This window comes from Enterobacter chuandaensis (assembly GCF_039718975.1).
Taxonomy (GTDB): domain Bacteria; phylum Pseudomonadota; class Gammaproteobacteria; order Enterobacterales; family Enterobacteriaceae; genus Enterobacter; species Enterobacter chuandaensis.
Genome location: NZ_CP097174.1, coordinates 123049 through 136971, shown reverse-complemented (window position 1 = coordinate 136971; position 13923 = coordinate 123049). Strand labels below are relative to the sequence as shown.

The following is a 13923-nucleotide window of genomic DNA, read 5'->3' as shown; positions in this document are numbered from 1 at the left end:
ACAGTGCCTTGAAATGTAAGGCCTTTGAATAAGACAAAAGGCTGCCTCATCGCTAACTTTGCAACAGTGCCTTTTCGAGAATCGCAATGCCTTGATTCCCGTGCCGCGCCGGTTGCCTTGGCGGGCTTGTCACAAACCTACGTTTTCAAGAAGAAGGAAACCGCATGCCCCGCCGTTCGATCCTCTCCGCCGCCGAGCGCGAAAGCCTGCTGGCGTTGCCGGACACCAAGGATGAGTTGATCCGTCACTACACGTTCAGCGAAAGCGACCTCTCCATCATCCGGCAGCGGCGCGGCCCGGCCAATCGGCTGGGCTTCGCGGTGCAGCTCTGCTACCTGCGCTTTCCCGGCGTCATCCTTGGCGCTGATGAGCCACCGTTCCCGCCATTGCTGAGACTGGTCGCCAACCAGCTCAAGGTCGGCATCGAAAGCTGGGACGAGTACGGGCAGCGTGAGCAGACCCGACGCGAGCACCTGGTCGAGCTGCAAACGGTGTTCGGCTTCCAGCCGTTCACGATTGGCCACTACCGGCAGGCTGTCCAGTTGCTGACCGAGCTGGCCATGCAAACCGACAAGGGCATCGTGCTGGCCAGAGCCTTGATCGAGCACCTGCGGCGGCAGTCGGTCATTGTGCCCGCCCTCAACGCCGTCGAGCGGGCGAGCGCCGAAGCGATTACCCGCGCCAACCGGCGTCTCTACGACGCCTTGGCTGAGCCGCTGACGGACGTGCATCGCCGTCGCCTCGACGATCTGCTCAAGCGCCGCGACAACGGCAAGACGACGTGGCTGGCCTGGCTGCGGCAATCCCCGGTCAAACCGAACTCGCGGCACATGCTGGAACACATCGAACGCCTCAAGGCGTGGCAGGCGCTCGACCTGCCCTCCGGCATCGAGCGGCTGGTTCACCAGAACCGGCTGCTCAAGATCGCCCGCGAGGGCGGCCAGATGACGCCCGCCGACCTGGCGAAGTTCGAGCCGCAGCGGCGTTACGCGACCCTGGTGGCGCTCGCCATCGAGGGCATGGCCACCGTCACCGACGAAATCATCGACCTGCATGACCGCATCCTGGGCAAGCTGTTCAATGCCGCCAAGAACAAGCATCAGCAGCAGTTCCAGGCATCCGGCAAGGCGATCAATGCCAAGGTGCGGCTGTTCGGGCGCATCGGCCAGGCGCTGATCGAGGCCAAGCAAGCGGGCCGCGATCCGTTCGCCGCCATCGAGGCCGTCATGTCCTGGGATGCTTTCGCCGAGAGCGTCACCGAAGCGCAGCGGCTCGCGCAACCCGAGGACTTCGATTTCCTGCACCGCATCGGCGAGAGCTACGCCACGCTGCGCCGCTACGCGCCGGAATTTCTCGACGTGCTCAAGTTGCGGGCCGCGCCCGCCGCCAAGGACGTACTCGACGCCATCGAGGTGCTGCGCAGCATGAACAGCGACAACGCCCGCAAGGTGCCCACCGACGCGCCGACCGAGTTCATCAAGCCGCGCTGGCAGAAGCTGGTGATGACCGACACCGGCATCGACCGGCGCTACTACGAACTGTGCGCGCTGTCGGAGCTGAAGAACGCGCTGCGCTCCGGCGACATCTGGGTGCAAGGCTCGCGCCAGTTCAAGGACTTCGAGGACTACCTGGTGCCGCCCGCGAAATTCGCCAGCCTCAAGCAGGCCAGCGAATTGCCGCTGGCCGTGGCCACCGATTGCGACCAGTACCTGCATGACCGGCTGACGCTGCTGGAAACGCAGCTCGCCACCGTCAACCGCATGGCGCTGGCCAACGAGCTGCCGGACGCCATCATCACGGAGTCGGGCCTGAAGATCACGCCGCTCGATGCGGCGGTGCCCGATACCGCACAGGCCCTGATCGACCAGACGGCGATGATCCTACCGCACGTCAAGATCACCGAATTGCTGCTGGAGGTAGACGAATGGACGGGCTTCACCCGGCACTTCGCCCACCTGAAGTCAGGCGACCTGGCCAAGGACAAAAACCTGTTGCTGACCACGATCCTCGCCGACGCGATCAACCTGGGCCTGACCAAGATGGCGGAATCGTGCCCCGGCACGACCTACGCCAAGCTGGCCTGGCTGCAAGCCTGGCACATCCGCGACGAAACCTACGGGGCGGCACTGGCCGAGCTGGTCAACGCGCAGTTCCGACATCCCTTCGCCGGGCATTGGGGCGACGGCACCACGTCATCGTCGGACGGCCAGAACTTCCGCACCGGCAGCAAGGCCGAGAGCACCGGCCACATCAATCCGAAATACGGCAGCAGCCCAGGGCGGACGTTCTACACCCATATCTCCGACCAGTACGCGCCGTTCCACACCAAGGTCGTGAACGTCGGCGTGCGCGACTCGACCTACGTGCTCGACGGCCTGCTGTATCACGAATCCGACCTGCGGATCGAGGAGCACTACACCGACACGGCAGGGTTCACGGACCACGTCTTCGCGTTGATGCACCTGCTGGGCTTCCGCTTCGCCCCGCGCATTCGTGACCTGGGCGACACCAAGCTCTACATCCCGAAGGGCGATGCCACCTACGAGGCGTTGAAACCGATGATCGGCGGCACGCTCAACATCAAGCACGTCCGCGCCCATTGGGATGAAATCCTGCGGATGGCCACCTCGATCAAGCAGGGCACGGCGACGGCCTCGCTGATGCTCAGGAAGCTTGGCAGCTACCCGCGCCAGAACGGCCTGGCCGTCGCCCTGCGTGAGCTGGGACGCATCGAGCGCACACTGTTCATCCTGGACTGGCTGCAAAGCGTCGAGCTGCGCCGCCGCGTGCATGCCGGGCTGAACAAAGGCGAGGCGCGCAACGCGCTGGCCCGCGCCGTGTTCTTCAACCGCCTGGGGGAAATCCGCGACCGCAGCTTCGAGCAGCAGCGCTACCGGGCCAGCGGCCTCAACCTGGTGACGGCGGCCATCGTGCTATGGAACACGGTCTATCTGGAGCGGGCCGCGAACGCCTTGCGTGGCCACGGTCAAGCCGTCGATGACGGCCTGTTGCAGTACCTGTCGCCGCTCGGCTGGGAGCACATCAACCTGACCGGCGATTACCTCTGGCGCAGCAGCGCCAAGATCGGCGCGGGCAAGTTCAGGCCGCTACGGCCGCTGCAACCGGCTTAGCGTGCTTTATTTAATGAGATGGTCACTCCCTCCTTCCCGGTACTATGCTGAGGACAGGCTTTCATTCGGAGAACTATCATGGAAAACATTGCGCTCATTGGTATCGATCTGGGTAAAAACTCTTTCCATATTCATTGCCAGGATCGTCGCGGGAAGGCTGTTTACCGTAAAAAATTTACCCGGCCAAAGTTGATCGAATTTTTGGCGACATGCCCCGCTACAACCATCGCAATGGAAGCCTGTGGCGGTTCTCACTTTATGGCACGCAAGTTGGAAGAGTTGGGGCATTCCCCAAAGCTGATATCACCACAATTTGTCCGCCCGTTCGTTAAAAGCAATAAAAACGACTTTGTCGACGCCGAAGCTATTTGTGAAGCTGCATCGCGTCCGTCTATGCGTTTTGTGCAGCCCAGAACGGAATCTCAGCAGGCAATGCGGGCTCTGCATCGTGTCCGTGAATCCCTGGTTCAGGATAAGGTAAAAACAACCAATCAAATGCATGCTTTTCTGCTGGAATTTGGCATTAGCGTTCCCCGAGGAGCTGCCGTTATTAGCCGACTGAGTACCATTCTTGAGGATAATAGTTTGCCTCTTTACCTCAGCCAGTTATTGCTGAAATTACAACAGCATTATCACTATCTTGTTGAGCAGATTAAAGATTTGGAATCCCAGTTGAAACGAAAGTTGGACGAAGATGAGGTTGGACAGCGCTTGCTGAGCATTCCCTGCGTCGGAACACTGACAGCGAGTACTATTTCAACTGAGATTGGCGACGGGAAGCAGTACGCCAGCAGCCGTGACTTTGCGGTGGCAACAGGGCTTGTACCTCGGCAGTACAGCACGGGAGGTAGGACGACATTGCTGGGAATTAGTAAGCGAGGTAATAAAAAGATCCGAACTTTGTTGGTTCAATGTGCCAGGGTATTCATACAAAAACTGGAACACCAGTCTGGCAAATTGGCCGATTGGGTCAGGGATTTACTGTGCCGGAAAAGCAACTTTGTCGTCACTTGTGCTCTGGCAAACAAGCTGGCCAGAATAGCCTGGGCCCTAACGGCACGACAGCAAACTTATGTAGCATAACGGCAGAAATACACCGGTTTAAAGAATTACTGATCTGGTTTTGCGAATACTGATATTGATGATACTAACGGCCCACCGGCCTGTTGAGGAACCTGTAAAACGGAAAGGCTCATTGAAGCCGTATATTTTCTGGAGGTTCATCAGGCGCGGAACTCATCAAGGCGCGGGAATAAAATCCCATTCAGACGCCGGATAGATTCAAGCAAGCCAACTTGTCGTCAAAATCGGTGTTGCAAAAACGGGAGTGACCATAGATTCCGTTTTCTGAGACGACCCCTGATCGGGCTGAATGAGCAGGAATTTCCTGGCGGCAAACCCGATGATGTTTACAGCGTTCGCACATCGATGAACACCCCTCCGGCCGAAGAGGAAATCGAGGAGGAACGTCGGCTGTTTTATGTCGGTATCACTCGCACAAAACAGCAGCTAAATCTGGTGGTCCCTCTTGATGAAGGGCTTGCGCGGTGGCTCAAAAACCGCTGGGATAGCACCCCGAAGAAGTCACCGATAGCTACTCGCTTCGTCTATGAGGCTGGCTGGACTGCTTGTGCGGTTACCAGTGATGCGATCTATAACAGCACGGTAGAGAAACAGAAGGCTGACTTCAGCAAGTTTCACCAATGGTATCTAAGAGATCTTCAGCGGCTAAAAGTCTAGGGCTACCGATACTTTTCGATTTCAGACAGGTGCTCGTTATCCAGATCAATTGTGGCTTTTCTTTCAGAAGCGAGCTTCTTCGCTCGCTTTGCATACTGAAGCCCCTTGGCTGGCTGCTCTCCGCGTAGGATCTGTTCAGCCTGCTTGCTCGTGCTGTGCCCCAGAAAGCGTTCGTACTGCTCGTCAGATACCTCAGTGCCGATCAGTCGTTCGATCCAGCCGCTTTTCGGCGGGTAACTTACGCCCAGCGCAAGCAACTGCCTTTTCTGTACCCACTATTTCCGGCGCGGCCGGCTTCAATCAAGGCTTTGGTTAGAACTACAGCCATTTGGGGACTCTCATACACAAACCTGAACCATGCGGGTCTGATTGGCGGTCAAGATAGCAGCGCATCGAAATCAACACTGAACTCTGCTTCTAAGAACTCAATCGTGGCTGGTTGGCTATCGAGCGATGCTTCCCGTGTAGACTCCAGTGCGCACTCCAATCGACGCAGCAGAGTAAACGGCAAAATGATCTTGCCGAAGTCGGTATGCTTGAAATCCCCCCCCACAGGTCTTCCGCGTTCTTCCAAATGAAATCAGCTTGCGAAGCAGCCGAACCTACGAACTCTGCCATCTTGGCCTCCAACCAACTTTTGCACGAAACGGCACATCTTCCAAAAGAGGGTTGTCAACCAAGTTTTGCACAAAACGGACTTTGATCCATTTCTAACTAAAATCTACAATCCAACCTCAGATTGCAAATAGCCTATGTTTATTACAGATGGTATGGTTCGTGTTTTTGTTTATTCGATGGCAACTGTACTCTTTCTGCCGCTTGGCTTGTTGAAAAGCACGTGGTGGTTTTCACCATTGTTTGCGATAGCTGCTATTGATTACTTAATGTTTCTGCGTCGACAAGGCTAGTTGCTGAACCTCATACCTCAGAGCAATCTGTATGTTTTTTACACCACTGGTTAAAAGGTCAGGCTACGTTCCTGACGTTTTTTAAAAAACAGTTTTATGTTTGATGCGTTACTGGTCTGTCTGGTAACCCAGTGGTACATTACCATTATTAAGGCTGGCTGGCGGTGGTGCATCATGCTTAAACGACCCTCTCTGAGCGTACTTTCCGACAGTCCTGTGCACCGCACCACTTACCCGGCAGGCCTATGTCTTGGTTATTCTTCGTTGTACCTTTTTCTTCAGCTTTATCCCTGACATGTCTGTCTGAACAGTTCTAAGCAAACCGGAATGTTGTCATGGCCAAAGTACAAGGGCTCTTTGTTGGATACCGAAAATTCGCTGTTGATCGCGACTGGCTTCGTCAGCAGGAAGAACAACGTTATCGGGATCGCCAGCGACAATTTGATGAATGGTCCAGGAAATGGGTCACTGTAACCAGGCTCAAAGAGACTCGTTTATGGACTGACGGAGCCATCAGGCGATGGTTGGGTGAACCTCAGCAGCAGGGTAAATATAAAGTTTTCCCCGTTGAAGCGGTTTTGGCTGCTGAGAAGTTGAATGAGTTTCGGCTCTGGCTTAAACCCCGACTGGAAAAGAAACGTGCCCAGCACCACCACTTTTTAATTCCATTTCTGTAAAGTAGAAACAACGGCAGTTCCGGCCGCATTCAAGGCTTCGGCATCTGGTCAGAAATAAAGCGCCATTTTTCAGTATAAGGGAGGTTAGATAGTGGAAGGTATTGAGACACTGAGTTTGCAGCTTGATGAGAATGAAACTATGGCCCTTGCTCAATTAGTTAAACGTCTGAGCTGGAGCGATCTTCGTGGCTGTGCTGTGAGTGACGAAGAAGCCTGGGTAATGAAAAGCGCAATTGAAAAATTACAACAGGCGTTAAGGGAAGAAGGTTATGCGCCTCGATGAGGCTGGCTTCGTTCTTTATTCCGATAACAAATTTGCTTAAGGACTAACTATGAGCCAGCACTGGTATGAGGTGAAAAGCAATCAGGGAATTGTTCAGGTGATTGTTGGGAGAAGATATTAATGTAATGCGTTTCTGCATTACATCAAGCAGATTAGCTTTTTCTGGTCAAAATAGACGATGTGATTTTTCTTTAGCCGAAGTCCATCCGCTCCCCACGCAACCGGTAAAGGTTCGCAGGTTTAATAAAGATAGGTTTCGTATCTCCCTAAGGGTGGGATAGGTAAACTCATAATGGCATCTGTGTTTACTATGTAAGTATTCGGGTAAAATTCATCTAATACAGTAAAGTTTAGTTTCTTACAAAAGCTTAATAAATATGGGTTTTTCACGTCTTCTATTACAACATCGCACCAGGGATTCGATTCACAGCAAAGCTTCAGAAAAGACTTAAACCATCCCTTGTTTTGTATTTCTTCCGGAAGCCGTACCACATGTATGGTCAGACAATCTCCATGATAACGATTAGTACTTTGTCTAAGCCCTACAACAATCCCCTTTTCTTGAATCTGTACACCTGCCTGATGCTCTTTCATGTCGGGCGTATAGTGCCTTGCTCTGTTTAACCAGGCCACCAGCTGCTGAGCCGTACTTGGTGATTCTTCAGCTATCCATTTCAGGTACTTGATGCGGTCCATATGCGCCTCCCTGTACGATTTCCAATGAACAAAGGCTCTACAGTATTAAGCTGCTGTAGAGCTCATTCAACCAAGCTCAAACTGTGCGTATTAAAGGATGCCTAACCTTTTTGTTTCATCGATCCACGGTCTGAATTCTTCCAGTAGATTATCATATAACTTTTCATCGCTAATCGAACCGAAATCATCCATGGCAAAGAAGTGGGTGTTATCAACCCGGCGGTCAGTAAAGTCATCCAGATTTTTGAGGATACCGTAGCTTGAACCACCCAGGCCGACAAACTTCCAGAAGATGGGGTAGTTGGCAGAACGCCGGATTGCATCTTTAATCGCCCGGGTCTTGCTGATCCCGCCATCGGTAATAAATACAACATACACCGGGATTTTCGAGTCCTTAAAGTAGTCGACTATTTCTTCCATCACAGGAGGCTCGTTGTTTGTCCCTCCGAGGCCCGGCAGGTTCTCCCAGGCTGAACGCTTTCCAGCCCCGCGAATGGACTGAATATATGTGTCCAGGTTGTCCAGTGTGACGTTTGGATACTTCTTATGCTTCTCTCCAAATCCCCAGACATCCATTTCACCGTCGTCGTCGAACTGGGCGGCAAGAACGGCGATGCGGTCCAGCACAGACTGAACGTTACCCTTACTGAACTGGCCACTCATTGAGCCGGATGCGTCAAGTACAAATGCAACCGCTGCCTCAAGGGTGTCCAGTTTATTTTTAGTAAGACTGACCGAGGCTTTTTTAGCGAGGCTTACAAGGCGCGGAGATCTGGTTTCCAGTTTCTTTTCCAGACTGATACGAGCAGGCTTTGCTGGCTGCGGAGCTGGCTGTGCGACATCAACGCCATAGCTAATGGCCAGAGGCTCAAGACCACCGTTGAAACCCTGCCCGAGCGCACGAAGCTTCCAGGCGCCATTGTGCCGATATACTTCACCCAGGATAATTGCTTTCTCACTGCGGCCCTGAGTCTCAGCCTGGAACTCAGCGATTCCTTGAGCCTGCATGCTCAACGAACTGAGCCCACTGATGGTATCTTCACCATCAATGACAACTGTGATTGCAATTTTACTGATGTTCGCAGGAACACGATCCAGTGCTATCTCAATGCTGGACTGCTGAGAACCGGTAACGAGCTTTACTGCCCCTTCAGGAGAAGACAGATTATTGTAAAAGATAAAGTCAGAATCGCCGCTGACCTTTCCCTGAGCATTAAGCAGGAACAGGCAGGTATCGGGTTCGCCTTTAAAGCCGGATTTGGTAGGGTACTGAAGATTCAGCCTGATCGCAGATTGCTGAAGTGGTATGTTTTGTCCGGATTGTAGATTCACATTAACTCTCCTGATTTTTGATTATTTTAAAGCGCAGCGTTTATATAGGTTCCCCTGGCTTAGTTCAGGACGCTGGATTTCTGGTGAGGCGTATATATGGTGTGACACCATATTTCATCACGTTGAAGTTTCTATACCTGTTGAATTGGAATTTCCATTGGTCGGGTATTTTATCTTCCAGAACCCGTGCCTTCATAAGTCGCAAACGTAACATATATCAGAGGGGCATGCTGTTGATATAAGGCACGGAATACAGGCTTTAACCAGCAACCAGAGAAAAATCCGTTTCCTGCCTTTAAAAGGCTCACGTCAGAATTAACATCTCTCTGCTTTCTGAGATTCCCGAACCCTTTCTGCCCCCCCCCTCCTGATAGCGGATCGCAACCAAAAAAAACCCCGGCATTGCCGGGGTATGATTCAGCGTTATTTTAGATGTTAACGCCGTGCTGGGAGGCAAGAGCCGCCAGGCCACCGGCAAAGCCCTGACCGACAGCTTTAAACTTCCACTCAGCGCCATGACGATACAGTTCACCGAAGACCATAGCGGTTTCGGTTGAGGCATCTTCAGACAGATCGAAACGGGCAATTTCCGTGCCGTTGTCGTTGTTGTAAACGCGCATGAAGCTGTTGCTCACCATGCCGAAGTTTTGTTTACGCGCTTCTGCATCATAGATGGTAACGGCAAACACCAGTTTTTTGATATCTGCTGAGACTTTGGTCAGATCGATTTTGACCTGCTCATCGTCGCCGTCGCCTTCACCGGTACGGTTGTCGCCCTGGTGCTCTACCGCGCCATCAGGGCTGGTTTTGTTATTGAAGAAAATGAAATGCGCATCTGACAACACTTTACCGTCTTCGCCTACTGCGAACACGGAAGCGTCCAGGTCAAAACCCTGACCATCGGTTACACGGGCATCCCAGCCTAGGCCAACCATAGCAACATTCATGGTTGGTGCTTCTTTGGTCAGAGATACATTGCCGCCTTTTACGAGAGAAACTGCCATTTTTAGCTCCTGCAAACAGTTGAATGAGGGCTGCATTAACAGCCCCGGGTAGAAAAGTTACTTTTTGATCAGGACGCGTTAATGCCGTACTGAGCACATACAGATGCCAGACCACCAGCATAACCCTGACCTACTGCGCGGAATTTCCACTCACCATTGTGGCGATACAGCTCGCCGAACAGCATGGCAGTCTCAGTGGACGCATCTTCGGTCAGATCGTAGCGAGCAACTTCAGTCTGGTTATCGTCATTAACCAGACGAATAAACGCACCGGATACCTGACCAAAGCTCTGGCGACGAGCCTGAGCATCGTGGATGGTCACAACGAAGATGATCTTGTCAACTTCAGACGGGACGGCGTCCAGTTTAATTTTCAGCGATTCATCATCACCATCGCCCTCACCGGTGCGGTTATCGCCGGTGTGCGTTACGGAACCGTCGGATGACGTCAGGTTGTTATAGAAGATGAAATCTGAATCGCCGCGCACTTTGCCGTTTGAGGCCAGCAGGAATGCTGAAGCATCCAGGTCAAAGTCCTGACCGTCTGTTGAACGCGCATCCCAGCCAAGGCCCACCAGGACGTTTTTCATTGACGGAGCTGCTTTACTTAGGGAGACGTTCCCGCCTTTGGAAAGAGAAACACTCATAAAATAACCTCTTCGATTAGTAATTGTTCAGGTTAACACTTAAGGGGATTAACTCCCCTTTTCCTCAGATTCAGGTTTGCCCGGGAACATGACGCTTGCGAGAATGCCCAGCGCCAGTACACCCAGTACAACATACAGGCTGGTTGTTGCCGCGATGCTGTAACCATGATGCCAGATGTGATCGGTCGCATTCAGGCCGAGTTTTGCCGCGATGAAGAACAGCAGCACGATAACGGCCTTCTCCAGATGAACCAGGTACTGTTTCAGTGCCTCAAGGACAAAGTACAGAGTACGCAGGCCCAGGATAGCAAACATCATGGCACTATAGACGATAAGCGGTTCACGACTGACGGCAATGATTGCCGGTACCGAGTCAAACGCGAACATTACGTCCGAGAGTTCAACCACAGCCACACACAGGAACAGCGGGGTCGCATACAGCGCCGCTTTTTTACCACGGCCAATGGTGACATCGCTGTTTTCTGGTTTCGCCAGTTCAGCATCCACTTCCTTCTGGTTAAGCAGGAAGGCATGCCCTCTGAGCTTCGGCCAGATAGGGAAGAAGCGTTTAACCATGCGGTAAGCCAGATGCTGGGAGTAATCCTCAATTTCATCATCGTCATCACCGCTTTTAAGCATCATGACCGCTGTCCAGGCAACGATAATAGCGAAGACAACTTCAACATACGGCCCCAGACTCAGCAGGCTCGTACCGATGGCGACAAAGATGCCCCTGAAGACAATGGCACCAATGATCCCCCAGTAGAGAACACGGTGGCGATAACGATCCGGAACGGCGAACCAGGAGAAGATGGCCATCATGACGAACAGGTTATCGACCGACAGCACTTTCTCCAGCGCATAACCCGTGACAAACAGACTGGCAACCTCAGCACCGTGGTGGATATAGAGGAAACCGGCAAATGCCATCGCAACCACAACCCAGAATACGGACCAGAGCGCCGCACTCTTCAGCGAAATAGGCTTGTCATCACGGTGCATAAACAGGTCAATAAAGATGGCACCGACTGAAAGCGCAATAAAAACAATGACCGTTTCAGTCGGGAAGCCGATGTGTGTGGAAACCATATTTTACCCTTAGGGATGTGGATCAGAGGCCAAATTCAGCCGGGTCGAAGCCCAACGCGATAGCGATCTCGCGGGAGGCCAGTTTCTCGTCCTGATCGAAGTTACCGTCACTTTTCGCAACGGCAATACCAACACGTAAGGCCAGCTGAGCGGCCTCAGGCTGATCTTTCAGCGCCAGGATGTATTTCATGGTTTCGCCCTTGCCGATTTCAACATCGAAATCGAAGCTTGAAACCAGTTTATTGAAGAACTCAATCACCTCATTGGTATCGAAGACCTTCAGCTCTTCTGAAGAGCGCAGAAAGCCCATCATTTTCTGCTTTTCTTCCGAACTTACGCCGTCACTCGATACGGCAATACGGGCACATACAGCAACGGTGCCCTGCATGAATTTTTTGTTTTTGAAACGGCCAACCTGGCGGGTCAGTTCGTCACGGCCTGAGTTAATGGCACCTTTAACTTTGTCGAAAAAGCTCATACCTGTTTCCTTTGTTGCTGTGTTATTTAGAACCGGCGCTCCAGCGAAATCCCCAGCCAAATGCCCGGTCCATTTCGTCCTGGCCTTTGAAGTACTGGTTAATTCGCTCGACTTTAATTGCGCCGTTTTCGTTTACGAGTCTGGCAATGGCGCACAATGTGCGACGGTTTTCACCTTCGGTCAGGCGGGTCTCAATGGGCGGTTGATCCGGCACATGAATGGTGACCACACCATCAGTCTTGTCCCAGCTGGGAACACCTTCATAAATAAAGGCGTAAATCAGCACTTCGCGGATATGCTTCCATTCACGTCCATTGATATGCAGCCACTCGCCGTCTGATACATCACCCGTCCGGTCATCGCCCTTGAGCTGAACATACGGTTCATCGCGATAATCACCGAATGCATTACCGAGCGCCTGAATGACCGATTTATACCCGTCCTGAAGCTCAACAAAGGCCCCCAGATCCAGGTCGATTCCTTTGGAGCCGAACATGCCTGCAAAGCCTGATTTGCCGCTGCCCCGGTGCCAGTTCAGGTTGATCCGGATTTCACCGAAGTTATCCCGTTTGGTCAGGCTGATTGCAGGCTTCTCTTTTGTCAGCGATACCTTGCTCAGGCTGATTTTTGTCTCAACTGGCGGAGGGGTTACAACCGGAGGAGTCGGGGCTGCGGGAGCCGGTTCGTCGGCAATATTTACGCCGAAATGCTCTGCCAGCGGTTTAAGTCCACCGTTGAACCCCTGCGCAACGAAGCGGAATTTCCAGTCATTATTACGACGGTAAAATTCACCCAGAATTAAGGCTGCTTCCTGACGGCCGCTCAGTTCGACACTGCCGCTAACCAGGCCGGTAGCCCCTTGCTCCACGTCGATGGAAAGATTACGAAGACCGGACACCGTCTGCCCACCGTCACAGGTCACGGTGAACGCAATTTTCTGGACATCAGGTTTCAGCCGGTTGAGCGCGACAGTAAAGGTTGAGTACTGGCCTTCACTGACCAGGCTGACGGTACCATCATCGTTACGTGGCTGACCATAAAACACCATGTCCGCATCACCCTGCACCTTCCCGTCGGCATACAGGCGAAACGCCGAAGCATCCACCTGGCCGCCCGAGGTGATCCGGACCCGCAACTCCTGGGCTGGAACGGGGGCATTGCCCCCCGGCGTCAGGTTCATTAGCGAATAACCGCTGAAACGATATCGGAGTGCATATCGTCAATTGTGCGGCCGCGACAGGCATGGCCAAGGGCGGTAAAGTCCCAGTTGCCGTTATTACGGCGCAGCGAAGAAATAACGATCCCGGTATGTGAGCCCTGCTCAGTCAGCTTGTAGCGAGCCAGCTCTTTGCCGGTTTGATCGACAACGCGGCAGAACGCGTTTTCGACGTCATTGAACGACTGACCACGGAAGCTGTTTACCGTAAACGCCAGGTATTCAACGTTTGCAGGCAGTCGGGAGAGGTTGACATTAATCACCTCATCGTCACCGTCACCTTCACCGGTCAGGTTATCGCCACTGTGCACAACAGCGCCGCAGGTGGATTCCAGTTTGCGGAACCAGATGGTGTCAATTGTTTTACCGGTGCTGTCCATTAATACGCAGCCAGCATCGAGATCGATTGAGTCGTTGCCTCCAAACAATCCTCCAAGAAGACCTTTTTTCTTAACCGGATCCCAACCGAGACCGAAATGAAGCTGGCTTAATGCAGATGATTCTTTGCTGAGTGATACCGTCTGGTTCTTAACTAATGAAACCATGTTTTATTCCTTAAAATGGTAATGACCGAGACAATCAAAGGTATATTTAGTAACTGACGAAGAAAATCATATCATGATGAAGTTCTCTGACAAGGGAAATTTTGGTAGTTTTCTGTAAAAACACAAAAAGAAATCCTTTTCAGGGTGTTAATTTTCTAAGTTTAATTTAAATATCAA

14 protein-coding genes and 1 pseudogene are annotated in these 13923 nt (G+C 52.6%); 5 read left to right on the top strand and 10 right to left on the bottom strand.

What is annotated here, in order from left to right:
- Window positions 1-164: 164 nt before the first annotated feature.
- The 3 genes from MX657_RS23020 to MX657_RS23010 all read left to right on the top strand — a co-directional run bounded on the left by MX657_RS23020 (window position 165) and on the right by MX657_RS23010 (window position 4871).
- Window positions 165-3131 carry a Tn3-like element ISPa38 family transposase gene (locus MX657_RS23020; RefSeq protein ID WP_015065644.1) on the top strand — a complete coding sequence of 989 codons (2967 nt, stop codon included), beginning with the start codon at window positions 165-167 and terminating at the stop codon, window positions 3129-3131.
- A gap of 78 nt (window positions 3132-3209) precedes the next feature.
- Complete coding sequence (locus tag MX657_RS23015; RefSeq protein WP_346808587.1) at window positions 3210-4214, top strand: IS110-like element IS4321 family transposase; 1005 nt, start codon at window positions 3210-3212, stop codon at window positions 4212-4214.
- A gap of 111 nt (window positions 4215-4325) precedes the next feature.
- Entirely contained in the window at window positions 4326-4871 is a 546-nt protein-coding gene (locus tag MX657_RS23010) for a 3'-5' exonuclease (RefSeq protein WP_306307854.1), read from the top strand.
- Window positions 4872-4873: 2 nt separating this feature from the next.
- Here the strand turns inward: MX657_RS23010 and MX657_RS23005 are convergent, their stop codons facing one another.
- Window positions 4874-5128: a hypothetical protein gene (locus MX657_RS23005; RefSeq protein WP_000880375.1), complete on the bottom strand. Its 255-nt coding sequence runs from the start codon at window positions 5126-5128 to the stop codon at window positions 4874-4876.
- 140 nt (window positions 5129-5268) lie between these two features.
- Window positions 5269-5489: pseudogene (locus MX657_RS23000) on the bottom strand (type I restriction-modification system subunit M N-terminal domain-containing protein); the annotation flags it as partial.
- Window positions 5490-6114: 625 nt separating this feature from the next.
- Here MX657_RS23000 and MX657_RS22995 point away from each other — a divergent pair.
- Both MX657_RS22995 and MX657_RS22990 read left to right on the top strand, forming a co-directional pair.
- Window positions 6115-6456 (top strand): hypothetical protein, encoded by a 342-nt coding sequence (locus tag MX657_RS22995; RefSeq protein ID WP_001151572.1) that lies wholly within the window; start codon window positions 6115-6117, stop codon window positions 6454-6456.
- Window positions 6457-6547: 91 nt separating this feature from the next.
- Window positions 6548-6739 (top strand): DUF7706 family protein, encoded by a 192-nt coding sequence (locus tag MX657_RS22990; protein WP_000398479.1) that lies wholly within the window; start codon window positions 6548-6550, stop codon window positions 6737-6739.
- Window positions 6740-6979: 240 nt separating this feature from the next.
- On the opposite strand, the gene MX657_RS22985 is transcribed toward MX657_RS22990, so the two are convergent.
- The 8 genes from MX657_RS22985 to MX657_RS22950 form a co-directional block, all read right to left on the bottom strand.
- A complete protein-coding gene (locus MX657_RS22985; protein ID WP_000374058.1) occupies window positions 6980-7435 on the bottom strand; it encodes a hypothetical protein in 456 nt (151 codons plus the stop codon).
- Between the two features lie 90 nt (window positions 7436-7525).
- A complete protein-coding gene (locus MX657_RS22980; protein WP_001053340.1) occupies window positions 7526-8767 on the bottom strand; it encodes a vWA domain-containing protein in 1242 nt (413 codons plus the stop codon).
- 428 nt (window positions 8768-9195) lie between these two features.
- A complete protein-coding gene (locus tag MX657_RS22975) occupies window positions 9196-9771 on the bottom strand; it encodes a TerD family protein (RefSeq protein WP_000301247.1) in 576 nt (191 codons plus the stop codon).
- Between the two features lie 68 nt (window positions 9772-9839).
- Window positions 9840-10418 carry a tellurium resistance membrane protein TerD gene (gene terD / locus MX657_RS22970; protein WP_000116680.1) on the bottom strand — a complete coding sequence of 193 codons (579 nt, stop codon included), beginning with the start codon at window positions 10416-10418 and terminating at the stop codon, window positions 9840-9842.
- 48 nt (window positions 10419-10466) lie between these two features.
- A complete protein-coding gene (terC, locus tag MX657_RS22965; RefSeq protein WP_000255079.1) occupies window positions 10467-11507 on the bottom strand; it encodes a tellurium resistance membrane protein TerC in 1041 nt (346 codons plus the stop codon).
- Between the two features lie 22 nt (window positions 11508-11529).
- Window positions 11530-11985 (bottom strand): tellurite resistance TerB family protein, encoded by a 456-nt coding sequence (locus MX657_RS22960; protein ID WP_000007449.1) that lies wholly within the window; start codon window positions 11983-11985, stop codon window positions 11530-11532.
- Between the two features lie 22 nt (window positions 11986-12007).
- Complete coding sequence (locus MX657_RS22955; RefSeq protein ID WP_001054786.1) at window positions 12008-13165, bottom strand: TerD family protein; 1158 nt, start codon at window positions 13163-13165, stop codon at window positions 12008-12010.
- Window positions 13165-13746 carry a tellurium resistance-associated protein TerZ gene (locus tag MX657_RS22950; protein ID WP_000254137.1) on the bottom strand — a complete coding sequence of 194 codons (582 nt, stop codon included), beginning with the start codon at window positions 13744-13746 and terminating at the stop codon, window positions 13165-13167. The genes MX657_RS22955 and MX657_RS22950 overlap by 1 nt, the downstream gene beginning before the upstream one ends.
- Between the last annotated feature and the right edge of the window lie 177 nt (window positions 13747-13923).